The sequence below is a fragment of the Streptomyces globosus genome, from assembly GCF_003325375.1.
GTDB classification, from domain to species: Bacteria; Actinomycetota; Actinomycetes; order Streptomycetales; family Streptomycetaceae; genus Streptomyces; species Streptomyces globosus_A.
Genome location: NZ_CP030862.1, coordinates 2,936,453 through 2,959,584 on the forward strand (window position 1 = coordinate 2,936,453; position 23,132 = coordinate 2,959,584).

At 74.0% G+C, this 23,132-nt stretch carries 18 protein-coding genes; 6 read left to right on the forward strand and 12 right to left on the reverse strand.

Annotation, left to right across the window (positions count from 1 at the left end):
- Positions 1-51 precede the first annotated feature (51 nt).
- From pabB to C0216_RS12740, 6 genes are all read right to left on the reverse strand, one after another.
- The gene (pabB, locus tag C0216_RS12715) at positions 52-2,130 is read right to left on the reverse strand and encodes an aminodeoxychorismate synthase component I (RefSeq protein WP_114055383.1); all 2,079 of its coding nucleotides are present in this window, start codon (positions 2,128-2,130) and stop codon (positions 52-54) included.
- Positions 2,130-2,885, reverse strand: coding sequence for a thioesterase II family protein (locus C0216_RS12720; RefSeq protein ID WP_114055384.1), 756 nt, complete (start codon positions 2,883-2,885; stop codon positions 2,130-2,132). The genes pabB and C0216_RS12720 overlap by 1 nt, the downstream gene beginning before the upstream one ends.
- Before the next feature lie 66 nt (positions 2,886-2,951).
- The gene (locus tag C0216_RS12725) at positions 2,952-3,146 is read right to left on the reverse strand and encodes a ferredoxin (protein ID WP_114055385.1); all 195 of its coding nucleotides are present in this window, start codon (positions 3,144-3,146) and stop codon (positions 2,952-2,954) included.
- A gap of 113 nt (positions 3,147-3,259) precedes the next feature.
- Positions 3,260-4,441, reverse strand: a complete 1,182-nt coding sequence (locus C0216_RS12730) for a cytochrome P450 (protein WP_114055386.1) — start codon at positions 4,439-4,441, stop codon at positions 3,260-3,262.
- A gap of 30 nt (positions 4,442-4,471) precedes the next feature.
- The gene (locus C0216_RS12735) at positions 4,472-5,530 is read right to left on the reverse strand and encodes a DegT/DnrJ/EryC1/StrS family aminotransferase (protein WP_114055387.1); all 1,059 of its coding nucleotides are present in this window, start codon (positions 5,528-5,530) and stop codon (positions 4,472-4,474) included.
- A gap of 50 nt (positions 5,531-5,580) precedes the next feature.
- The gene (locus C0216_RS12740; protein ID WP_114055388.1) at positions 5,581-6,966 is read right to left on the reverse strand and encodes a glycosyltransferase; all 1,386 of its coding nucleotides are present in this window, start codon (positions 6,964-6,966) and stop codon (positions 5,581-5,583) included.
- 312 nt (positions 6,967-7,278) lie between these two features.
- Between C0216_RS12740 and C0216_RS12745 the strand changes: the two genes are divergently transcribed.
- The 4 genes from C0216_RS12745 (at position 7,279) to C0216_RS12760 (ending at position 16,872) form a co-directional block, all read left to right on the forward strand.
- Positions 7,279-10,164: an ATP-binding protein gene (locus C0216_RS12745; protein WP_114055389.1), complete on the forward strand. Its 2,886-nt coding sequence runs from the start codon at positions 7,279-7,281 to the stop codon at positions 10,162-10,164.
- A gap of 74 nt (positions 10,165-10,238) precedes the next feature.
- A complete protein-coding gene (locus C0216_RS12750) occupies positions 10,239-13,004 on the forward strand; it encodes a LuxR C-terminal-related transcriptional regulator (RefSeq protein ID WP_114055390.1) in 2,766 nt (921 codons plus the stop codon).
- A gap of 4 nt (positions 13,005-13,008) precedes the next feature.
- On the forward strand, positions 13,009-15,813 hold the full coding sequence (locus C0216_RS12755) for a helix-turn-helix transcriptional regulator (RefSeq protein WP_114055391.1): 2,805 nt from the start codon (positions 13,009-13,011) through the stop codon (positions 15,811-15,813).
- A gap of 366 nt (positions 15,814-16,179) precedes the next feature.
- Positions 16,180-16,872, forward strand: coding sequence for a LuxR C-terminal-related transcriptional regulator (locus tag C0216_RS12760; RefSeq protein WP_428985423.1), 693 nt, complete (start codon positions 16,180-16,182; stop codon positions 16,870-16,872).
- On the opposite strand, the gene C0216_RS12765 is transcribed toward C0216_RS12760, so the two are convergent.
- A complete protein-coding gene (locus C0216_RS12765) occupies positions 16,865-17,596 on the reverse strand; it encodes a 4'-phosphopantetheinyl transferase family protein (RefSeq protein WP_114055392.1) in 732 nt (243 codons plus the stop codon). The two genes, C0216_RS12760 and C0216_RS12765, sit on opposite strands and share 8 nt — an antisense overlap.
- On the reverse strand, positions 17,593-17,820 hold the full coding sequence (locus tag C0216_RS12770) for a hypothetical protein (protein ID WP_114055393.1): 228 nt from the start codon (positions 17,818-17,820) through the stop codon (positions 17,593-17,595). Before C0216_RS12770 ends, C0216_RS12765 begins: the two co-directional genes overlap by 4 nt.
- Before the next feature lie 481 nt (positions 17,821-18,301).
- Between C0216_RS12770 and C0216_RS12775 the strand changes: the two genes are divergently transcribed.
- Positions 18,302-18,673 (forward strand): thioredoxin family protein, encoded by a 372-nt coding sequence (locus tag C0216_RS12775; protein WP_114055394.1) that lies wholly within the window; start codon positions 18,302-18,304, stop codon positions 18,671-18,673.
- A gap of 85 nt (positions 18,674-18,758) precedes the next feature.
- The gene (locus tag C0216_RS12780; protein ID WP_114055395.1) at positions 18,759-20,213 is read left to right on the forward strand and encodes a dihydrolipoyl dehydrogenase family protein; all 1,455 of its coding nucleotides are present in this window, start codon (positions 18,759-18,761) and stop codon (positions 20,211-20,213) included.
- Between the two features lie 115 nt (positions 20,214-20,328).
- Here the strand turns inward: C0216_RS12780 and C0216_RS12785 are convergent, their stop codons facing one another.
- The 4 genes from C0216_RS12785 to C0216_RS12800 all read right to left on the reverse strand — a co-directional run bounded on the left by C0216_RS12785 (position 20,329) and on the right by C0216_RS12800 (position 23,126).
- A complete protein-coding gene (locus C0216_RS12785) occupies positions 20,329-20,997 on the reverse strand; it encodes a hypothetical protein (RefSeq protein ID WP_114055396.1) in 669 nt (222 codons plus the stop codon).
- Positions 20,994-21,476: a DUF6114 domain-containing protein gene (locus tag C0216_RS12790; protein ID WP_246042514.1), complete on the reverse strand. Its 483-nt coding sequence runs from the start codon at positions 21,474-21,476 to the stop codon at positions 20,994-20,996. Before C0216_RS12790 ends, C0216_RS12785 begins: the two co-directional genes overlap by 4 nt.
- A complete protein-coding gene (locus C0216_RS12795; RefSeq protein ID WP_114055397.1) occupies positions 21,467-22,132 on the reverse strand; it encodes a DUF6230 family protein in 666 nt (221 codons plus the stop codon). The genes C0216_RS12790 and C0216_RS12795 overlap by 10 nt, the downstream gene beginning before the upstream one ends.
- A gap of 130 nt (positions 22,133-22,262) precedes the next feature.
- Positions 22,263-23,126 carry a MerR family transcriptional regulator gene (locus tag C0216_RS12800; RefSeq protein ID WP_246042515.1) on the reverse strand — a complete coding sequence of 288 codons (864 nt, stop codon included), beginning with the start codon at positions 23,124-23,126 and terminating at the stop codon, positions 22,263-22,265.
- Between the last annotated feature and the right edge of the window lie 6 nt (positions 23,127-23,132).

Here is a 23,132-nt window from a genome sequence, read left to right on the forward strand (position 1 = left end):
CCGCTGGGCGTGTTGCCGCTCCATGCTGGGCCCGCGCCACCGGGAAAAGCCCTAGACGTGGAGCAGCGCCCGCAGAGGCGCCGACTTGACCCGTGTCTCCTCGTACTCGGCCGTGGGGTCCGACAGGGCGATGACCGCGCCGCCGACCCCGTAGCGCAGGGTGCCGCCGCTGAGCACCACCGTGCGGATGACGATGCTGAGATCGGCTGCGCCGGTCAGCGAGAAGTAGCCGATGGCACCCGAGTAGATGCCGCGCGGGCCGCCTTCGAGCCGGTCGATGATCTCCATCGTGCGGATCTTCGGCGCCCCGGTCATGGAGCCGCCGGGGAAGGCCGCGCGGACGCCCGCCACCGCGCTGGTTCCGGTGCGCAGCTGCGCCCGTACGGTGCTGACGAGCTGGTGCACGGTGGCGTAGGACTCGACCTGGAAGACCGGGTCGGCGACGACCGTGCCCACCTCGGCGCACCGGCCGAGGTCGTGCCGGACCAGGTCGACGATCATCAGGTTCTCGGCACGGTCCTTCTCGCTGCCCGCGAGATCGGCGGCGAGCCGGGCGTCCTCGACCGGGTCGGCGTGCCTCGGCCGGGTGCCCTTGATGGGCTTGGACTCCATCGTGCCCTGCCGGTCGATACGCAGGAAGCGCTCGGGCGAGGTGCTCAGCACCGAGAGGGAGCCGAAGCCGAGGAACGCGGCGAACGGGGCCGGACTCGCCCGGCGCAGGTGGCGGTAGGCCTGCCAGGGGTCGAGGGAGGTCTCCGCCTCGATCATGTTCGTCAGGCACACCTCGTACGTCTCGCCGGCGCGTATCTCCTCGTGGCAGACGTCGATGAGCTTGAGGTAGGCCTCGCGGTCGTGGCGTGCGCGCAGGTCCGGCCCGGTGAGCCCGGCCGGGGCGGGGCAGGGTTCGGGCGCCTGGCCCGCGAGCCCTTCCAGCTCGGCCGCCGTGTTGCGCAGCCAGGCCCGGGCGGCGGCCTCGTCACCGTCCTCGGCGAGTGCCAGCAGGTACGTGGTGTCCGTCCGGTGGTCCAGGACGACGGCCCGGTCCGCGAAGACCATCACGGCGTCCGGGTCGGGGGAGCGGTGGGCCGCCTCCCCGCCGCACTCGGCCTTCAGCTCGTAGCCCAGGCAGCCCACCCAGCCCAGCGCGAACTCGAAGGGGAGCTCGGGGACTTCGGTCCGCAGCGCGGCGAGGTCGCGTTCCAGCCAGTCGAGGAACGGGCTGTGGACGGTCTGGTCCCGGCCGTTCCCGGTGACGGTCACGGTGGCGCCGGACACGTCCGCGGTGGCGGTGCGGGCCAGCGGCCCGGAGGCGTTGCCCATGACCGAGATCTGCCCGAGCCGGGCGTCGGCGCGGCTGCTGTCCAGCCAGAAGGGGTACGCGCCGGTGCGGAAGAGCCGGTCGAAGACCGGTTCGGCCTCCCAGCGGGTGGAGAGCTGCTCGGCCAGCACCCGCAGCCGCCGGACCGGTGCTTCTTGAGGAGCCGGGGCCGGGGCGGCCGCCGGGGCCGCCGCCGGCGCCGTTGCGCGGGCCGGGTGCCGTCTGCGCCGGCCGTGCGCGTACGCCAGGTCGCGGAAGTTGGCCAGCAGCTGGTGCCCGCTGCCCGTGCCGATCGACTCGGGGTGGAACTGCACGCCCCACAGCGGCAGGGTGCGGTGGCGCAGCGCCATGACCACGCCGTCGTCGGCGCTGTGGGCGATCGCCTCCAGCGCGGGCGGCAGCGAGGCGACCGCCAGCGAGTGGTAGCGCACCACCTCCAGGGGGTCGGGGATGCCCTCGAAGAGTCCGTGGCCGCCGTGCCGGACCAGGGAGGTCCGCCCGTGGCGCGGGGCCGGGGCCGGGCCGACCTCGGCGCCGTGGGCGAGGGCCATGCCCTGGTGGCCGAGGCAGACGCCGAGAACGGGGAGCCGGCCCTCCTCGGCGATCCGCGCGCACAGGCCGAAGTCGGCCGGGCGGTGCGGCGTGCCGGGGCCGGGCGACAGCACCACGCTGTCGAACCCGTCGAGGAGTCCGTCCCGCCAGGCCGGGTCGTCGTTGCGGATCACCTCGGGCTCCTCGCCGTTCACCTCGGCCAGGTAGTGGAAGAGGTTGTAGGTGAAGGAGTCGTAGTTGTCGACGAGGAGAGTCCGCATCACAGGATCCCGAGTTCGCGCGCCATCTCGTCGCCCACGGCCTGGATGTGCTCGGTGAGGAAGAAGTGGCCGCCGGGGTACACCTTCATCCGGAAGACGCCTTCGGTGTGCTCCTGCCAGGCCCGGGCTTCGGCCTCCGAGGTGCGCGGGTCGGCGTCGCCGGTGAGCACGGTGATCGGGCAGCGGAGCGTGCGGCCGGGCGGGCAGCCGTACTTCTCGATGGCCTCGTAGTCCCCGCGGATGGCCGGGAGGGCCATGCGAAGGATCTCCTCGTCGCCGAGGAGGTCCGGGTTGGTGCCGTTCAGCAGTCGGAGTTCGGCGATGATGCCGTCGTCGTCGCGGCGGTGCACGGTTTCGGTGCGCACCGTGGACGGGCCGCGGCGGCCGGAGGCGATCACGGACTTCGGCTCGTGGGTGCCCTTCTGCTCCAGCCGCCAGGCGGTCTCGAAGGCGAGCACGGCACCCATGCTGTGCCCGAAGAACACGGTGGGCTTCTCGTCGAGGGCCAGCAGCTCGTCGACGATCAGGTCGGCCAGGGTCTCGATGTCCTGGACGCAGGGCTCCTTGCGGCGGTCCTGACGGCCCGGGTACTGCAGCGAGACGATGTCGGCCGCGGGGGAGAACCGCCTTGACACCGGGTGGAAGAAGCTGGCGGATCCGCCGGCGTGCGGGAAGCAGACCAGCCGGACGGGGCTTTCGGGGGCGGGGTGGAAGCGGCGCAGCCACAGGGCCGACGAGTGGTCCGTGCTGTTCAAGGTGCGGTTCCTTTCCGGGGAACGAGGAGGGGACGGGGTGGGGCGGGTGCGGGCCGGGTCGCGGGATCAGTCCCCGTAGACGGTGATGGTGTGGGCGGGGCACAGGTCGCCCGCCTGCCACACGGCCTCGTGGTCCGCGGGTGCCGGGCTGGGGTCGAGGACGAGGACCACCCCGTCGGCGTCCTGATCGAACACGCCGGGCGCGGACAGCACGCACTGTCCGGCGCCGACGCAGCGATCGGTGTCCACGGTGATGCGCATGGCTTCTCTTTCGGGAGGGACGGAAGGAGGGAAGGACGGAAAGGCGGCGAGGGCGGAAGGGCGGAGGGAGCGGGAGCCGGCGGCGGGGAAGGGGCGCCGGACACCCCCGGGGGTTACCAGCGGACGGGCAGTTCGTGCAGCCCGCACAGCACGCCGTCGTACTTGAGCGGGAGTTCCTCCGCCGGCACCGCGAGGGCGAGGGTCGGGATCCGCTCGAACAGCCGCCGGTAGACGATCTCCATCTCGGCCCGTACGAGGTTCTGCCCCAGGCACTGGTGCACGCCGTAGCCGAAGGCCACGTGGTGGCGCTCGGTGCGGGCCGGATCGAAGAGGTGCGGGCAGGCGAACGCCTCCTCGTCGTGGTTGGCGGCCGCGGCCAGCGGGATGACGCCCTCGCCGGCGCGGATCAGCCGGCCGCCGATCTCCACGTCCTCGACGGCGACGCGCAGGGCCACCAGGTCGGCGACCGAGTGGAAGCGCAGCGTCTCCTCGACCGCCCGCTGGTCCCCGATCCACTGCGGGTTGAGGAGCAGGGTCACCACGCCGAGCGCGATGTTGTTCGCCGTGGTCTCGTGCCCCGCGATGAGCAGCAGCATCAGCACCCCGGTCATCTCCTGGGTGCTGATCGAGCCCGTGGCCAGCAGCCGGCTGATCAGGTCGTCGCCCGGCCACGTCGCCTTGATGCCGACGAGCCGGTTGATGTAGCGCAGCAGCTCCTTGGCGGCCGTGTCGCGCTGCCGCTCGGTGGACGTGCGGATGGCGACCAGGGTGCGGGTGCGGGACTCGAAGAAGTCGCGGTCCACCGGAGGTACGCCGAGGAGCGAGGAGATCACCAGAGAGGGCACGGGCAGCGCGAAGTCGGCCACCAGGTCGGCGGTGTTCCCGGCGGCCAGCATGCTGTCGATCAGCCCGTCCACGGTGCGTTCGATCGCCGGGCGCATCTCGCGTACGCGGCGCACGGTGAACTCCGGGATCAGGGCCTTGCGGAACCGGTCGTGCTCGGGCGAGTCGAGGCCGACGAACCACCCCGGGATCTGCTCCTGCCGGGGGACGCCCATGGTGTCGCTGATGTGCGGGAAGCCCTCGCGGTCGGGGTTCGCGCTGATCTTCTTGCTGGTGAGGACGGCACGCACCTCCGCGTGCCGGGTCACCAGCCAGACCCGGTTGCCGTTCGGCAGATGGGTCAGCACCAGTCCCTCGCTGCGGCGGTACTCCTCGTAGCGGGGCGGCGGGAAGGGCTCGCCGGGGACCCGTAGCGGGAAGGGGACAACTTTCGGTTCGGCGGTGCCGGCCATGGTCTTCGTCCTCCGTCGGTCGGTGCGGGCTCAGGCCACGCCGTAGAAGGCGCGGATCTTCCCGGTCACGTAGTCCTGGTCTGCGGCGGTCAGTTCGGTGTACGTGGGCAGGTAGAGCCCGTCCTCGCTGAAGCGGCTGGCGTTGAGGTACGGCCAGACGGGGTCGTGGTAGCCGGGCTGGCGGCTCATCGGCTTGAAGAAGACGCGGGTCTCGATGCCCTCGGCGCGCAGGAAGGTGCGCAGCTCGTCCCGGCGCTCGGCCCGTACGTCGTACATCCAGAGCACGTCGCGCTGCGGCATCAGGGTGATGCCGGGGATGTCCTTGAGGCCCTGGTCGTAGCGGCGTTCGATCTCGCGGCGCAGGGCGAGGAAGTCGTCGAGCTGCTCCACCTGGGCGAGCGCCATGGCCCCCTGCATGGCGGTCATCCGGAAGTTGTAGGCAAGTTTCTTGTGCAGGAAGCTGTGGTCCTTGGTGAAGGCCATCGCGCGCAGGTGGGCCATCTGCTCGGCCAGCCGCGGGTCGTCGGTGAGGCAGATGCCGCCCTCACCCGCTGTGATGATCTTGTTGGCGAAGAGGGAGTAGCAGGCGATGTCGCCCACGACGGGGATGCCGTGCGCTTCGGAGGAGTCCTCCACCACGCGCAGGTTGTAGTCGTACGCGATATTCATGATCGCGTCCATGGCGCAGCGGCGGCCGTAGACGTGGACGGGCATGATGGCCTTGGTCCGGGAGGTGATCTTTTCCTCGATCTTGCCCGGATCGATGTTGAGGTCGTCGGCGCAGTCGACGAACACCGGTGTCGCGCCGGTGTAGCTGACGGCCCAGGCGGAGGCCACCATGGTGAATTCCGGGACGATCACTTCGTCGCCCGGGCCGATGCCCAGCGCGCGGAGCGCCACGGTGAGTGCGGTGGTACCGGAGGAACAGGCGACGCCGTGCGCGATTCCGGTGTACTCGGCGAATGCCTGCTCGAAGCGCCGGACGTACGGCCCTTGGGAGGAAATCCAGCCGTCGGTGATCGTCTCGGTGACGTAGGCGAGTTCCCGGCCCTTCAGACTGGGCCGGGAAACAGGGTATTTGAGGGACATGTCATCCTCGTTCGGAGTGGGGCGGGGGAGAGGGTGCCCTGCGGGGCCGGTCAGGAGAGGGCGGGCAGCCCGAGGAGGAGGTCGGCCGCGGCGCGCCGCCCGCCGGCCGCACGGTGGAGACCCGCGATCCGCTCCGCGCGCTCGCGGAACCGCGGGTCGTCCAGGACCCGGGTGAGTTTGTCGACGACGTCGTCGGGGTCGACGTCCCGCGGGCGGTCCAGGGTCAGGCTCAGGCCGAAGTCCTGGCCGCGTACCGCCTGGTCGTAGCAGTCCACCCAGAGGGGGCGGACCACCATCGGCTTGCCGAAGTACATGCCCTCGTTGAACCCGTTGCCGCCGCCGTGGGTGAAGAACAGCCGCACGTTCGGGTGGGCGAGCACGTCGAGCTGGGAGGGGAGCCAGCTCTCGATCCGCAGGTTGCCGGGCAGGGTCCCGGCGGCCGGCAGCAGGTGCTGCTGCTCCTGGGGCAGCCGCCACAGGAAGTGGTGCCGGTCCTGCATCCGGCGGGCCACCTCGACCAGGGAGGCGACCTCCTCCCGCGTCAGCCGGGTGATGGTCCCGAAGCCCATGTAGACCACCGAGTCCCGGGCGTCGAGCCAGTCGCCGAGGCCGCCGTCGTCCTCGCCGTGCGGCGCCTCCGGCAGCGGCGGAACCATGGCCCCGACCAGCTTCATCCGGTCCGGCACGGTGAAGGGGTAGTCCAGTTCGGCGACCGAGTTGCACAGGACCACCTCGGCCCGGTCGACCCTGGTCATCGGATTGGGCTTGGGCAGGCCCAGCTCCTTGCGCAGGCGCGCGTCCTCGGACAGGACCCTGCCCATCGCCGGGTGGAAGAACATCCCCAGGGTGCGGTACTTGAAGAGCTCGTTCCGGACCCGCTGGGAGAAATTCATCGGATAGGGCAGGCCCGAATGCGGGACCGGGAAGTCCCGCGGTGTCCCGGACGGTCCGAAGGGATTGAGGGAAGTGAGCACGTTGCTCGGCAGGAACGGCACGCTGAGGGCGAACGGAATGTTCCGGGCGAGTGCCACGTCGACTCCGAAGGAGGCGACGCAGTCGATCACCATGAGGGCCGGGTTGATTTTCTCGACGAGGGAATTCAGGCGCCGGAACTTCTCCGCCTGGAGTTCGGGGCGATAGGACTGCCGGATCACGGCTCGGTGCGCCTTGAAGCGGGAGGACTGGGTCACCTCGCGGTATACCTCGTCCGGCCAGCTGACCGCCGAGAGCTCCGGGAACACCTCGCCCAGCGAGGCGAACTCGACCGCCGAGCCCTCCCCCAGGCGTTCCACATCGGCGCGCCGGGGCTCGTCCGTCGCGAACCAGAGGTCGGGCACGCGCCGCCGTGAGAGCTCGGCCGCGAGGACGAGAAGCGGGTTGACCAGGCCGCTTTCGGGAAGGCTGACAAAGAGGACGGGCCGCTGCGTGGTACTCATCGCACTCCTGGAGGCAAGGCCCGGTGGGGTTGGCTGCACCCCTCCTTGGTCTCACGGGCCGTGCCGGGAAATCCTTAGAGTCGGCGGGCCCCGGGCGCCCGCGAGGTGCTGAGCGCCCCCGGCTGGCCGAATGCCCACCATGCGACGGCCGCTGGTTGTTAAGGCTGCGTAAGCTTTTCGCCCCCGTGACGGACTTCATACAGAGAGCGCTCTCTGGCTCCGGTACGCTGCCACCGTTCGACGACCGTAGGGAATGGTGGGAAAAGGTGCGGGTGGGGGACCCGGCCCTTTCCGTTCAACGAGGGGGATTCTTTGTCTGGCCAGTCGGGCCCGTCGTGCGCGAGAAGAGTCATATTCGGCCGCGATGGCGAAATACGTACCATCTTCGGGCGGGCCGCGGCGGCCTGCGCCGGCCGTTCGGGGATCGTGGTCCTCACCGGGCCGCCCGGTATCGGAAAGAGCAGCCTCGTCCGGGCGTTCCTCGACGGCTCCGGTGACCTGGAGCGCGGCGCGACGGGCGGCGGACGGGGCATGATGTCCCTGCACGGAGTGTGCCGGCCGGACACCACGACCGCCGCCTACGGCGGTGCCCGGTCCCTGCTGCACCCGCTCGGCCTGGCCGGCGAGGGCGCCGCGCGCCACCCGCTGATGCGCGGAGCCGCACGCCGCGCCCTGCCCGCACTGATCCCCGGGGCGGACCGCCGCCCCTTCGCCTTCGACGCCGACTACCCGGTCTTCCAAGGGCTGTTCGGCATCGTCTCCCGACTGCTCGCCCACCAGCCCCTCGCGCTCGTGCTCGACGACGCCCACCTGTGCGACGAACACACCCTGCGCTGGCTCGACTTCCTGCTGCGCCGCGCGGACGGGCTGCCCCTGCTGCTGGTCCTGGCCCGCAGCACCGAGACCGAGCCCGCCGACGGCACCCCGTGGTCCGGGTTCGCCGCCCACCCCTCGTACACCACCGTGCCCCTGCGCCCCCTGAGCGCGGCCGCCGTCGGCGAGATGGCACGCCACGCCTTCGCGCGCCCGGTCGCGCCCGCGTTCGCCGCCCGGGTCGCCGACGTCTGCGGCGGCAACCCGGGCCGAACCTCCCGGCTCCTGGCGGAACTGCGGCGCGCGGGAGCCCTGCCGGACAGCGAAGGCGCCCGGCAGGCCCGCGAACTCGGCGGCCGCCTGACCGCACGGTCCATCCGCGACCTCTTCGACCGAAAACCGGCCTGGGTGGAGGCCGTCGCCACGGCGATGGCCGTGCTCGGCGACGACCTGCCCGACCTGATCGCCGCGCTGGCCGGCGTCTCCGCCGTCCAGGCCGAGGACGCCCTCTCCGCGCTCCGGCAGGCCGAGGTCCTGGCGCCCGGCCGCACCGGCCTCGCGAGCGACGAGATACGCACCGCGGTCCTCGAACCACTCGCCGCCGGCCACCTCGCCCGGCTGCGCGCCCGGGCCGCCCTGCTGCTCAGCGACGCCGGCCGCCCGGCCGAAGAAGTCGCCGGACACCTGCTGGCCATGCCCGGCGCCCCCCGGCCCTGGATGGCCTCGATGCTGCGCGACGCCGCCGTCGCGGCCGAGGACCGCGGCGCCCCCGGCACCGCCGCGCGCTACCTGCGCCGCGTGCTCGACGCCGCGCCCGAGGACGGCACCCTGCGGCTCCGGCTGGCCGGCCTCGTGGCCCACACCGACCCGGACGCCGCCCTCGCCCTGCTGAGGGAGGCCCTCCACCGCGCCCCCGACCTGCGCGCCCGCGCCGCGGCCGCCGTGCAGTACACCACCACCTGCCTGGCCGCCGGCCGGGCCGTACCCGGTGACCGCGGCCCCGCGGAGGTCCTGGCCGAACTGCGCACCGCAACGGGTCTGCGGGACTCGGCCCTGGCCCTGGAATCGGCTCTGCTCCTCATGGGCTCCGCCGACCGCACCGGCACCGCGGCACCGCCCGAGCGCACCGAGCGCACCGAACGCACTCCCGAGCCGGTGCCCGCCCACACCGGCGCCGTGACCGCCCTGGTCGCGGCGCTCTACGACAACGCGCGCCAGGCGGCGCGCACCCACGCCCGCCGGGTGCTGGACGCTCCGGGCCCCCGCGCCTCCTGGCCCGTGATCGCCTCCTGCACCGTGCTCGCCCTGGCCGACGAGACCACCGACGCGCTCGCCGCCCTGAACGACGCGGTGGCCCAGGCGCAGACCGAGGAACCGGACACGGGCTGGACCCGTGCCCTCGCCCACTCCGCCCGCGCCCTCGTCCTGTACGGCACCGGCGCGCTCGCCGAGGCGATGGACGACGCCCACGCGGCCCTCGCAGCGGCAGGCCGCACGGCACAGCCCCCGGCCCTGCCCCGCCTGGTCCTCGCCGCGGCCCTCGGCGACCGGGGCGAACCCGCCCGCGCCGAGGACCTGATCGCCGGGATCACCGTCCCGCCGTCCCCGGCCGGACCCGTCGTCGACCAGCAGCTCTACCTGATGGTCCGCGCACGCGTCCGCCACGCGCTCGGCGACCGCGAAGGGGCCCTGCGGCTGCTGCTCGCCGCCGGCCGGGCCCAGCGGGAAGCCGGCCTCGCCAACCCGGTGTTCGCTCCCTGGTGGGCGGAGGCGTGCCACGCCCTCGCCGCCCTGCGCCGCCCGCGGGAAGCCGCAGCCCACGCCGAATACGGCACCGAACTGGCCGAGCGCTGGGGCACCGCGCACGCCCTGGGCACCGCGGCCCTGGCCCGCGGTGTCATCACCCCGGGCCGAGCCGGCACCGAACTGCTGGCGGAGGCAGCCGACACCCTGGCGGCCTCGCCCGCCAGGACCGAACAGGCCCGGGCCGCCTTCGCACTCGGCCGCCGCCTGCTGGCCCAGGGCGACCACGCCAAGGCCCGCCCGTACCTGCGCTCCGCCGCCGACCTCGCCCACTCCTGCGGAGCGCTGTCCCGCGCACGCAGCGCCCGCCGGCTGCTCATCGCCGCGGGCGGACGCATGCCGGAGCTCACCGGAGCGCGCGAGGACCTCCTCACCGCAGCCGAACGCAAGGTCGTGGGCCTGGTCCTGGACGGGGCCAGCAACCGGGAGATCGCCCGGTCCCTGTGTGTCACCCTGCGCACGGTCGAGACCCACCTCACCAGCGTCTACCGCAAGCTGGGCGTCAGCCGCCGCGCGGCCCTCGCGACCACCCTGCGCGCACCCGCCGCCGTCCCGGCCCGCACGCCGGCATGGAGCGGCTGAGCCCGGAGCCGGCCCCCGTGCCCGTACCGACCACGCCGTCCACCCGCCGCCGACCCCGGAATCCGATCACATCCATGTCGCCCTCGGCACCGCCGGACCCCACCCGCCCGGACGCCCCCCCGGTCCCCGAACCGAACCGCGCCGCGGGCCCGTTGACGCACCACAGCCGAGAGCAGGACACGCTCGGCGTCCTGCTCGACGGTCTCGCCGCCGGACGGTCCGCCGTCGTCACCGTCACCGGACGCCCCGGCTACGGCCAGAACGCCCTCGCCCGCCGCACCGCCCGCATCGGCCGGTACCGCGGCCTGCGGGTGCTCAGCGCCCGGGCCGTCCCCTCCGAGTCCGGGCTGCGCCACGGCGTGGCCGCGCAACTGCTGACCTCCCTCGGCGCCGCTCCCGGCCGGCTCGCCCCGGTGCTCCGCGCCGCCCGGCAGCACCCCCTCCTGCTGGTCCTCGAAGACGCCCAGTGGGCCGACCCCGAATCGCTGCACTGGCTCCACGCCCTGGTACGGCGCTCCGCCACCGCCCCGCTGGTCGTCCTGGCCAGTGGCACCGACGCCGGCGCGCTCGGCCCCGACTGGCGGTGCCTGGCCGCCTCGGCGCCGGAACCGGAGCGCGCCCACCAGCTGCTGCTGGGCCCTCCCTCCCACGCCGACACCGCCCTCACCGTGCGCACGGTGTGCGGAGCCGAGGGCGAACCGGAGTTCACCGCCGCCGCCCGGCGGATCTCGGCGGCAACCCCGGCCGTACTGCACGCCGCCCTGCGGCAGTTCAGCCGCCGCGGCCACCTCCCGGTCACCGAGCGGATCCCCGAACTCGAAGCCGTCGGCCGTGCGGCGCTGGACGACCACATCGGCCGGGTCCTGCGGGGCCTGCCGGACGAGACCGTCGCCGTGCTGCGCGCCTTAGCCGTCGGCGGCGAGGTCCTCGGCTTCCACGCGGTGTGCGCCCTCGCGGGACTCGGCCACCTGCGGGAAGCCCGGTTGCGCGCCGTCCTCGACGCCACGGGTTTCGTCCACACCACCGGCACCGGCACCGGTGCCGGCATGCGCATCAGAGCCGAGGCCGGCCTGCGGATCCTGGCCGGGATGGAACCGGCCGACCGGGCCGACCTGCACGCGGCCGCCGCCCGTCTCGCCCACCACGGCGGCGCCGCCGACCAGGAGGTCGCCGGCCTCCTGCTGCACGCGCGCCCCGCCGGCAGCCCCTGGGCCGTCCCGGTCCTGCGCCGCGGCTGCGCGGCGGCCCAGCGGGCGGGCGACCACACCCGGGCGGCGGCGTTCCTGGCCCGCGCCCTGCGCGAACCGCTCGACGAGCAGAGCCACGCCGGGCTCACCCTCGATCTGGCCGCCGCCGAACTCGTCACCGCTCCCGAGGCGGGCATCCGACGGCTCGGCGGCCTCACCCGTACCCGCGACGCCGCCCGGTCGGCCCTGCGCGTCCGTGCCCTGGACCTCGGACTCGCCGCCGGGGACACCGACGGGATGCGCCGCGCCGCGGCCGAAGCCCGGCCGGCCGCCGCCGCCGAGGAGCAGGAAGCCCTCGTCGCGCTCTACTGGTCGGCCGACCCGGCCGACCGGGAGCACGCCGAGCGTGTCGTCCCCGCGATGCCCGCACTGCCCGCCCGCCCGACGTCCGCCCTCCAGGCCGGCCCCCGCGCCTGGCAGCTCGCCCTGGCCGGCGACGGCCTGACCGCAGCGCGCGAGCTCGCCCGCGCCGCCCTCGCCCGGCCCGCACGAGACGCCCCCGTCCTGCCCCGGCTCGCCGCCTGCAAGGCGCTGTGCCTGACCGGGGACCACGACGAGGCCGACGCCGGACTGACCGCCCTGCTCACCGGCATGCGGGCGGACGGCAGGCAGGTCGCCGCACCCCACGTCCTCGCCGCGCGCGCAGAACTCAACCTGCGCCGCGGCCTGCTCGCCGCCGCCGAACACGACATCGGCGCCGCCGAACGGGCGCTGCCCCGCCCCAGCCGGCACCCCGCCGCGACGGCACAGCTGCGAGCCGTGCGGATCGTCGTCGACCTCGAACGCGGCGACACCGTACGGGCCGGTACGCTCGCCGCCGAACCGGTGCCGGACGCGGCCCGCCCCAGTCCGTACTGGCCGCACCTGCTCTTCGCGCAGGCCCTGGTGGCGGCCGCCGGCCGGGACACCGCCGAGGCCGTGCACCTGCTGCGCGAATGCGGCCGCCTGCTCCTGCACCGGGCCCACCTCAACCCCGCACTGCTGCCGTGGCGTTCGGTCGCAGCCCGGCTCCTGCGCGCGGCAGGACAGGAAGCCGAGGCGCACCTGCTGGGCTCCGAGGAGCTGCGGCTGGCCCGCAAATGGGGTGCGGTCGGCCCGGTCGGATGGGCCGAGCTGAACGCCGGACCGGCCGCCGCCCACGAGGATCCGGCCCGGGCCCGCTACGCGGCCGACCTGCTCCGCCGGGGCCCGGCCGGTCCCGGCTACCAGCGGGCGCTCGCCGACCTCGCCGCCGCGGAACTCGCCACGGCCGGCAACCGGCAGGCCGCCGCCGCGGCCGTCGCCGAACTCAAGGTGCTCACCGCCACCCACCCGGCGGGCCCGATGGCCCGGTGCGCCCGGCGGCTCGCGGCGGAACTCGCGCCCGGCCGGAGCCCCGGTCCCGACCGGCCCCCTTCCTGGGCCGAGCTGACCCCGCCGGAGGCCCGTACGGCGACGCTCGCCGCGCACGGGCACAGCAACACCCAGATCTCCGGAATGCTGTCGCTGTCGCGGCGTGCCGTGGAGCTCCGGCTGAGCCGGGTCTACCGCAAGCTGCGGATCGGCAGCCGGGAAGAACTCCGGGCGCTCGTACGCGACATGGAAGGAAACTGAGCCGATGCTGCTCGAACGGACATCCGAGACGGTGTTGGTGCAGGACGCCCTGCACGCGGCGGCCGACGGGCGGTCCTCGCTCCTGCTGTTCACCGGGCCCCTCGGCATCGGCAGATCCGCCTGGCTGCGGGAGCTCCCGGCACGCTTCACCGGCCACGACGTGTGCGTCATGCGGGCCAACGCGGCCGTCATGGAACAGGACTTCGCCTACGGCGTCGTACGCCAGCTCTTCGACAGCCTGACCCTCGCGGCGGCCGCGGCGGCCGACGGCTTCCCGCCCTTCGGGGACACCCTCTCCGAAGACCTCCTGCCGGCCGCCGCCGAGGACCCGGCGGCGCCCCTCGACGCGGTCCTGTCGGACCTGCGCGAGATGCTGGCCCGGCTCGGGCGCGAACGCCCCCTGCTGATCCTCGTCGACGACCTCCAGTGGGCCGACACCTGGTCGCTGCGCTGCCTGGCCTACCTCGCGGGCCGCCCGCAGGGTCTGCGCGCCGTCCTCGTCTGCACCCTGCGCGACGGCGACCCGCGCGCCCGGCACCCGCTGGTGTGCGAGGTGACCGATGCCGCCACACAAGTGATGCGGCCCGCCCCGCTCTCGCCTGCCGCGACCGGACAGCTGATCCGGGAACGGTTCGGCGAGAGCGGCGATGAGGAGTTCGTCCTGGCCTGCCACCGGGCATCCGGCGGCAACCCGATGTTCCTGAGCCATGTCCTGGCGGCCCTGGCCGACACCGGGCTGCGGCCGTCCGCCGCGCACGCCGGGACCGCCGGCACGCTGCGGCCCGCGCCCCTGCGCGAACGCCTCGCCGGATGCCTGAGCACCCAGACCCGACCGGTCCGCGACCTGGCGGCCGCGATCGCGATCCTCGGGGAGCAGGACACCCCCGGGCTGGCCGCGCGCCTGGCCCGCCTGGACACCATCGGGGAGTCCGACGCCCTGCGCACCCTGCACCGGCTCGGACTGCTCAGGGCCGAGGGCGTTCGGGCGTTCGTCCATCCGGTCGTCCAGGACGCGGCCGAGGCCTCCATGGCCATGGACGAGCGGGGCAGTTGGCACGAACGGGCTGCCACCCTGCTGCACGAGGCCGGGCACTCCGGCGAAGAGGTCGCGGCCCAGCTCATGGCGGCCGCCACCCCTGGCAACAGCTGGTCCGCCGCCGTCCTGCGCACCGCCGCAGACGCGGCCCTGCGCCGCGGCGCCCACCAGGAGGCGGCCCGGTTCCTGCGCCGCGCCCTGATCGGCAGCCCCGAACAGGGCGAGGAGCGGGCGCGCCTGCTGATCGACCTCGCGGCGGCGGAGAGCGCCTACGACAGCGCCGCCTGCGAACGGCACACCGCCCAGGCCATCGCCCTGCTGGACACGCCGCACGACCGGGCCGCGGCCGCGCTGCGCATCTCGCCGGGCTTCCTCACCCCCCTCAACCCCGCCGCCGCGGACATCCTCCGGCAGGCCGCCGCCGGCCTCGGATCCCCGGAACGGCTGACCGGATCGGCGCGCGACCTGGCCCTGCGGCTGGAGGCCCGGCTGAGCCACTGCGCCCGCCAGGACCCCGCCGAACTCGCCCGGTCCGTACGCCGGCTGCGGGAGCGGCCCGAGGATCCGGCCGTCTTCTCCGGCGCCGAACGTGAACTGCTCGCCGTACTCCTGCACGCGGCCGCACTCAGCGGCCGGCTGCCCGCGTACGAGGTGGCCCGGCAGGCCGGGCGGATCCTCGCGAGCGTACCGGCTGCCGAACCGGGACCGCCGACCGTCCTGCCGCTGCTGGCACCGGTGTTCACCAGTGCCGACGACGTGGATGCCCTCGCCGGCTGGCTGGCGGACCGAGAGCGGCACCGGGGCCGGGCCGGAGGCGGACCGGAGCCTTTCGTCCAGGTCGAGGAGGCGATGGTCCTCCTGGCCCGCGGCCGGCTCGCACACGCCCGCGAGCATGCCGAGCGGGCCTTCGAGCGCGAGGGGGACGGCCATCCGGACGGCGCGGCGATGGCCGCCACCGTGCTGGCCGCCATCGCCTTGGAGGCCTGCGACCCGGTGCTCGGCGAGCGCGTGAGAGCCGGAACCCGAGGGCAGCTGGCGGCCGGAAACCTCGCCTGCACCACCATGCTGCGGCTGACGGAGGCACAAGCAGAGGCCCGGCGCGGCGACCTGGACCGGGCCCTGGACACCGTGCTCGCCTGCGGTCGCCAACTGGAGGCGTCCGGATGGCGCAACCCGGTCCTCTTCCCGTGGCGGCCCTGGGCGATCCGCCTGCTGCACCGCAGCGGTGACCTGGAGTCGGCCCGGGCGCTCGCCGAGGAGGAGTACGCACAGGCCAGGATCTGGGGCGCGCCGGTCGCGATCGGGCGCGCGCAGCGGCTGCGCGGTCGCCTCCGCGGGGGCAGCGAGGGCACAGCCCTGCTGCGCGACGCGGTCAACGTCCTGCGCGGCTCGGCCAACGGGCTCGAACTGGCCCGAACGCTGCGCGCGCTGGCCCGCGCGGTACGCGAGGGCGCCGAGGCGCGGGAGCTGCAGCGTGAGTCGGCGGCCCTCGCCCTGGCCTGCGGGGTGCCCTGGAAGGCCGAGCAGGACGTGCCGCGCCCGCCCGGGCCGGCCGGGACCCCGCCCGAACCGGCCCTGACCCCGACCGAATCGCGCGTCGCGGCCCTCGCCGGGAGCGGGCTCACCAACCAGGAGATCGCGACGGAACTCGGCGTCGGATCGCGGGTGGTGGAAAAACATCTGACGAACTCCTACCGAAAACTCGGAATATCGGGTCGGCCGCAACTCGCGGCGCTTTTGGGCGGTGCGCGAAAGGGGGCGGCGGACTCCTGAACGGCCGCCTGCCACTTCGGTGGAGAGCCGATGGTTCGGTGTCTCGGCGGATTGCTTCGGTGGGCCGTCTTGCCCTGCCCCTCAGAACCCCGTCAGGCCCCATCCATCAGCTTGACCTGTGAAGGAGACCGACCGCACCGTACCGAACCACCGAAGCGGAAGTGCCTGACCGAACCCTTGGATCCGATGACCACGGTATTCGCCTCAAGCGCCGCTCGAGCGTTGACCGGCGCGAAGCCGACTACCTAGTGTTCATGGCGGAGTCCAGTCCGGATAAAGCGTTTTCGCGCAGGCACCGGCCGGTCTCACGGGGGGCTCGCAGCAGCCGTTCGCACCACCTCACGCCATGAAAGGACAGAGAATTCCATGGCGACTTCCGTATCCGCGTCGGCGGACCTGACGCAGACCGTGGCCCAGGACCTGGCGGCCCATCCGATGAACTCCGCCGAGCAGCATCCGCTGTTCGGCCGGCCGGGTATCACCATGGCCTGCCTCGACCGCAGCCTGACCGTGCAGCAGGCGAACCAGGAGTTCTTCGGCCGGTTCGGCGGGGACGCGTCGCAGCCCTGCGGCCGACCGTTCGCCGACCTGGTCCACCCCAGCGTCAAGCAGCCGCTGCTGCGCAAGTTCGCCGGGCTCACCGAGGGCAAGCGGGACCGCTTCACCAGCGAGGTGCTCGCCGTCGGGCCCGACGGACGGGCCTTCACGGCCTCCCTCTCGGCCTGCGCCGTGCGCAGCAGCACCCCCGACGTGTCGGCGATCTGGGTGATGATGGCCTCCGGTGACGAGCCGGTGGACGGCGAGGTCATGCCCAGCCGGAAGAAGATCCTGAGCGAGATCGACGCCCGGATACTCGAAGGCATAGCCTCCGGAATCTCGACCGTTCCGCTCGCCGCGAGGCTCTACCTGAGCCGGCAGGGCGTCGAGTACCACGTGACCTGTCTGTTCCGGAAGCTACGGGTTCCCAACCGGGCGGCGCTGGTCTCGCGCGCCTACTCGATGGGCGTGCTCAAAGTCGGTGTGTGGCCGCCGAAGGTCGTCGAGGACTTCGTCAAGTAAGCGGCACCCGGGCGGGCCGGGGCGCGGCCGGAAGGACCGGGCCGGAAGCCCCGGCCGCCGCGCCCTCGGCCGGAACCACGAGGGCCGACACCAGGAGGCCGCCGCTGACCAGCCACCGCCCGCTCAGCCGGTCGAGCGGTCGGCCGGAGCGCCGCAACGGCGAGGGCACCAGGACCTGCGCCCAGAACGAACCCGCCGACAGGTCGATCGTGATCCGCGCGTCCTCGAACTCCAGCCGACGGCGCGTGGCCGGGTACCAGGCCTTGTAGACGGTCTCCTTCAGGCTGAACAGCAGCCGGTCCCAGTGGATGCCGGGGGAGGCGATCCCCAGCTCGCGCGCCATTGCCAGTTCCTCGGACAGCGCGATGCTCTCCAACACTCCCGGGGGCAGGGGCGCATGGGGCTCGGCGTCCACGCTGAGCATGCACACGTCCGTGCTGCGCGCCACGGCGGCCGCACGGTAACCGGCGCAGTGCGTGATGCTCCCGACCACGCCCTCCGGCCAGAGCGGGGCGTGGTGCGGGCCGGACAGCAACGGCGCCTCCGGGACGTGTAATCGGGCGAGCGCCTGCCTGGCGCACCACCGCCCGGTGGCGAACTCCCGCCGGCGGGATCCGACTGCATGCCGGACGACCAGGGCTTCCAGGGGGTGCAGGGAGGCATGGGGATGATCGCCGAAGACGTCCACGCCCACCACGGACCTCGGGAGGATGCGCTCGATCACACGGAGCCCGTCTCCGGGCGGGTGGCCATCGGAGCGGCCAGCCGGGACCACACGGCGACCAGATGGGTCGCCCACTGCAGGCTGTCCGCCGTCGGCTCGGGATCCGGTGCGGGCTGCGGCACGGGCCCCGCCGCGGCCGCCGACGCCAGGACGGAGTTCAGCGAGTGCAGATCGCACACCCAGTCCAGCAGCCCGCGCCCGCCCGTTTCCCCGACCGACACCATGACACCACCCCTCACCCCGTCACCAGGGTTTCGAGGCTACGGACGGCGGGCTAGTGAAACTCGTAGGGACGGGCCGGACGGCCCTACAGCCGTTCCGGCTTGACGCCCGCGTACGCCTCCCGCAAGGCGGTGACCACCGGGTCCTCGGTGCGGAAGGCGATGTCGTCCACCGACGCCACCGACCGCACACCGACGGCCGTGTTCGTGTGTGTGCGCCGGGAAGCGGACGGGCTGGAATCCGTTCAAGGCAGCCACCCCCGCGGTCTGCCCCGGCCGGCCTGGTGATTCGCCCAGGCCCGGACCGCACACCGCCCTGAGCTGCGCCGATGGCGCCAGGGACGCTTCCGGGGCATGGATGGGCCGTCCCCGTGCGTTGGCGCGGTTAGGCTCGCCTTGACGACACGGTGTTCCCGCTGCGTTCCCATGCCGTTCCGGGAAGCAGCCGCGACTCCGCCATCCACGCACGTCGGAGGCCCACAGGATGACAACCGTAGAGCTCACCAAGGAGAACTTCGACCGTACGGTCAGCGACAACCCGTTCGTGCTCATCGACTTCTGGGCCGGCTGGTGCCGGCCGTGCCTGCAGTTCGCCCCGGTCTACGAGAAGGCCGCCGAGGCCAACCCCGACCTCGTCTTCGGAAAGGTCGACACCGAGGCGCAGCAGGAGCTCGCCGCGGCCTTCGGGATTACCTCCATCCCCACCCTGATGATCGTCCGCGACCAGGTGGCGGTGTTCGCGCAGCCCGGCGCCCTGCCGGAGGCCGCCCTCACGGACCTCATCACGCAGGCCCGCGCCCTCGACATGGACGAGGTCCGCGCGAAGATCGCCGCCGCAGGGGAGGAGCGTGGCTAAGGTGGCCGGGACGCAGGGCCCGGCGGGGGCCCGAGCCCCGGGCTGACCCGGCTCCCGCCGCGCCCCGGATCCCCTGGAGGCGCGCGTGACGCAAGAGGTGGAGTACGACGTCGTGGTCCTGGGCGGCGGCCCGGCCGGCGAGAACGTCGTCGACCGGACCCGCGCCGCCGGGCTGAGCACGGCCCTGGTCGAAGCGGAACTCGTCGGCGGCGAATGCTCGTACTGGGCCTGCATCCCCAGCAAGGCGCTGCTGCGCCCGGCGCTGGCCCGGGCCGACGCACGGCGGGTGCCGGGCCTCGCGGGCGCCGTCGGCGGCCCGCTGGACGCCCGGGCCGTCTTCGACCACCGCGACTACTGGACCGGCGGCTGGAAGGACGGCGGTCAGCACGACTGGCTGGCCTCCATCGGAGCGCACCTCCACCGCGGCCACGGCCGGCTCGCCGGGGAGCGCCGGGTCGCCGTCGAGGGGCCCGAGGGCGAGCACGTCCTCCTTGCCGCCCGGCACGCGGTGGTCGTCGCCACCGGCTCGCGCGCCGTCGTCCCCCCGCTGCCGGGTATCGCCGGCGCCCGGCCGTGGACCAGCCGCGAGGCGACGTCCGCGCACCGGGTGCCGCCCCGGCTGCTCGTCGTCGGCGGCTCCGTCGTCGCCGCCGAGATGGCCACCGCCTGGCAGGCACTGGGCTCGCAGGTCACGGTACTGGTGCGGGGCGAGCGGCTGCTGCCGCGCATGGAGCCCTTCGCCGGCGAGCTGGTCGCCGAGGCGCTGCGGGAGGCCGGCGCGGTGGTCCGCACCGGGGTCTCCGCCGAAGCGGTCGTACGGGAGGAGGCGGACGGGCCCGTACGGGTGGTGCTGGAGGGCGGCGAGATCCTGGAGGGGGACGAGCTGCTGATGGCGACCGGGCGGGCGCCGCGGACCGAGGACATCGGCCTGGAAACCGTCGGCCTGGAGCCGGGGGAGTGGATCGCCGTGGACGACGGCCTGCGCGTGCCGGGCCACGACTGGCTGTACGCGGTCGGCGACGTCAACCACCGGGCGCTCCTCACCCACCAGGGCAAGTACCAGGCGAGGATCGCCGGCGCCGCGATCGCGGCCCGCGCCGCCGCGGGGACGGCCGGCCGCCCGGACGGGGCCGCCGCCGAGCCCTGGGGTGCGTACGCGGCGACCGCCGACACCCGGGCCCTGCCCCAGGCGGTCTTCACCGACCCGGAGGCCGCAGCGGTGGGCCTGACCCTGGCGGAGGCCGAGCGGGCCGGACACCGGGTCCGGGCCGTCGACTGCGACCTGGGGGCGGTCTCCGGCGCGGGCCTGTACGCGGACGGCTACCGCGGACGGGCGCGCATGGTGGTCGACCTGGACCGGGAGGTGCTGCTCGGGGCGACGTTCGTCGGGGCGGGCGCGGCCGAGCTGGTGCATGCGGCGACGATCGCGGTCGCCGGGGCGGTTCCGATCGCCCGGCTGTGGCACGCCGTCCCCGCCTTCCCGACGATCAGCGAGGTGTGGCTGCGGCTGCTGGAGGCGTACCGCGACCAGGGCGACTGAGCGGAAGCGGTGACTGAGCGGAAGCGGTGCCCGCCGCGCCGCGGAACCGCGCGGTGCGGTCCGTGGCGCGGCGGGCTGCGGTGCGCCGGGCTGCGGTGCGGGCCAGGCCGGTCCGTCAGGGGCCGACGGTGATCTGCTGCGCCGGGTCGGTGGTGTCGGTGACCTTGTACACGGCGTTGAAAGTGGACGCGGTCGCGCTCGTCGGGCAGCCGAACCCGCCGGTGACCTTCACGGGGACGGTCGCGTTGGTGAAGGTCAGGCTGGGCGGGGCGCCGTTGGTCCAGGTGCCGCTGACGTTCGCCGGTCCGGAGGGCGCGGTGGTGACGGTGCAGCTCGCGAGCCCCGTCGTCTTCAGGACCAGGCCTCCCGCCGGCACCGTCATGACGGCCGTGATCGGCGAGCCGTGCTGCATCGAGACGGACCAGGCGCCGCTGGTCGTGACCGTCGGGGTGACGCCGGGGATGCTCGCGGTGCACGAGCTGTACGTCGGCGGGGTGATCGGCGAGGAGACCGGCCCGGCGGCGTTGTGATTGCCGGGGGCGGCGGGGACGGTGCCGGTGGAGACCGAGACCGAGCAGGTGACGGTCACCGACCCGGCCTTCAGGGTGGCCTTGCCGCTGAGGGCGGCCGTGAAGGCGTGCCCGGCCGGGGTGACGGTGGTCGACCCGGCGGCCGGCCGGGGCGAGGGGGCGGCTGCGGTGGAGGCGGTGGCGGTGGCGGAGGCCACCGTCAGGGCGCCGGCGGCCGCCAGCCCGAGGGCGGCCGCGGTGCGCGTACGGCTCATGGCTGTGCTCCTTGGGGATCGTGGTGCCGTGTGGAGCGGGAGGGGGTAGTGCCGTGCGATGGCGCAGGCGTTGCGTCCGTGGTGCCTGCGGCGTCCGTGGCGTCCGTGGGGGCGGGACGCAGCGGAGCGGACGGGGCGGCGTGTGGCTGCCACGCGAACATCAGACCGCCGCCGAGGATGCCGAGCAGGGTGCCGATCAGGAACCCGCCGAGGTTGGACAGCACCAGCGCGGCCGTCGCCACGAGCGTGGTCAGCACCCCGGCCAGGCCGCGCTGCGCGGGCGCGAACCAGGCGGTGAGGCCGAGCGCGATCATGACGGCGCCCATGAGGACGGACGGGATGCCCGCGACGCCCTGCTGGAGCATGACCTTCAGCGGTGCCAGCGGCAGGGCGCAGATCTCGGCCCCCGCGAGGACGGCCAGGAGCCCTCCCCAGAACGGCCTGCTGCGCCGCCACCGCCGCCAGCGGTTCAGAAGCATTCCTTCTTGCCCTTGCTGATGTGCATGCTGAGGCCGGAGAGCTTGAAGGTACCGGCGTTCGTGGCCCAGGCGGTCTGCTGGAGATCGGTGATGCGGACGGTGTCCGCCTGCTGGGCGAACAGGTCCTGCATGCCGACGGCATCGGCGGGACCCTTGTCGAGGGTGGAGGCGTCGCGTCCGATCTCGATGTTGGTGAAGACGGCGTTGCCGGAGAGCTGGGTGGCGTCGACGAAGAGGTTCGAGGCCTCGACGGGCGTCTTCTTGCCGGCGGTGAGGTTCAGCGAGATGTCGCCCACCATGGGCAGTGTGGTGACCACCGACTGGCAGAGGTTGTCGAGCCTGGCCTCCCTGATGGCGGTGACCGCGACGGGGATCAGCTCCTGGCGGGCATTGGTGTCGATGCCGCCGTACTGGGCGAAGCCCTCGCCTTCCAGGCTGGTGGCCGAGACCTTGAACTGCTGGCCCGAGACGGCGAAGGAGGCGGCGAGCGCGCCCTGGGCGAGGGCGATGCCGAGGCCTGCGGTGACGGCGACGGCGGGGATGGTGAGGACGGCGAAGCGGCGCCATCGGACGGAGCCGGTGCCCGGTTCCGGCCGGTCCGCGGCGTCTCTGCCGGGCGGCTCGGCTGCGTCCGGTAAGTGCGGGGAGTCCGTCATGAGATCGTCCCTTGTCTTCGGTCGTGCACCGTTGTTACCGACGAGTTGAATGTAAGAGTGCCAATGGGGGTTGGCAAGGTTGCCCGAGCGTACCTTTCTGGCCGAGTCCTACTCGTCGGTCCCGTCCCGACTACCGCTCCCGCCCCAGGAGTTCAGCGACCTCGGCCTCCATCCGCAGGGCCATCGCCCGGGCGAACTCCGCGGCCACGACCTCGCCCGCGACGGGTCGCAGATCCGCGGCCGCGCCGGCGATGTGATCCAGTTGACTGGCCGAAAGGCGCTCCAGCCCCTCCGGGCCGATCACGTGCCGGCGGAACAGTCCGACGAACCGGTCGGCGAGCGCGGCCGCCTGCGCCTGCAGGAGGTCGGCCGCGTCCAGGATCTCCGCCAGCGGAACCCCCTGGCGCACCAGCGCGAGCGTCGCCTCCAGCAGCCGTCGGCTGCGGTGGGTGACCAGATCGCCGTCGATGCTCACGTAGCCCAGCCTGGCCGCCCGCCGGGTGTCCTCCGCCGTCGCCGCCGGGCCGAACAGCTCGACCAGCTCGGCGGTGCTCATGGTGACCGGCTCCTCCTGCACCCAGTCCCGGACCATCGCCCGCTCCAGGCCCAGCAGTTGGGGCAGCCCGCCGCCGCCCTCCCAGGCCCGCAGCAGCTCCCCGATGCCGTTGACGGTGTAGCCGCGGCCCAGCAGGTCGCTGATCAGCCGCAGCCGCACCAGGTGCTCCTCCGAGTACCAGCCGATCCGGCCCTCGCGGCGCGGCGGCGGCAGCAGCCCGCGCTCCTGGTAGTAGCGCAGGTTGCGCTCCTTCACGCCGGCTGCCCGCGCCAGGTCCTCCCGGCGGTAGCGGCCGCAGGCGGCCCCGCCCTCCGGGCGCGCCGCGCCGCCCGTACCGTCCGCACTGCCCGTACCGCCTGCACCGCCCGCACCGCCGCCGGGCGCGCCGCCCCCGGTTGTGCCGTCCTTGTCCGCTTCGTCCCGCACCAGGCTGCTCACGCGGCG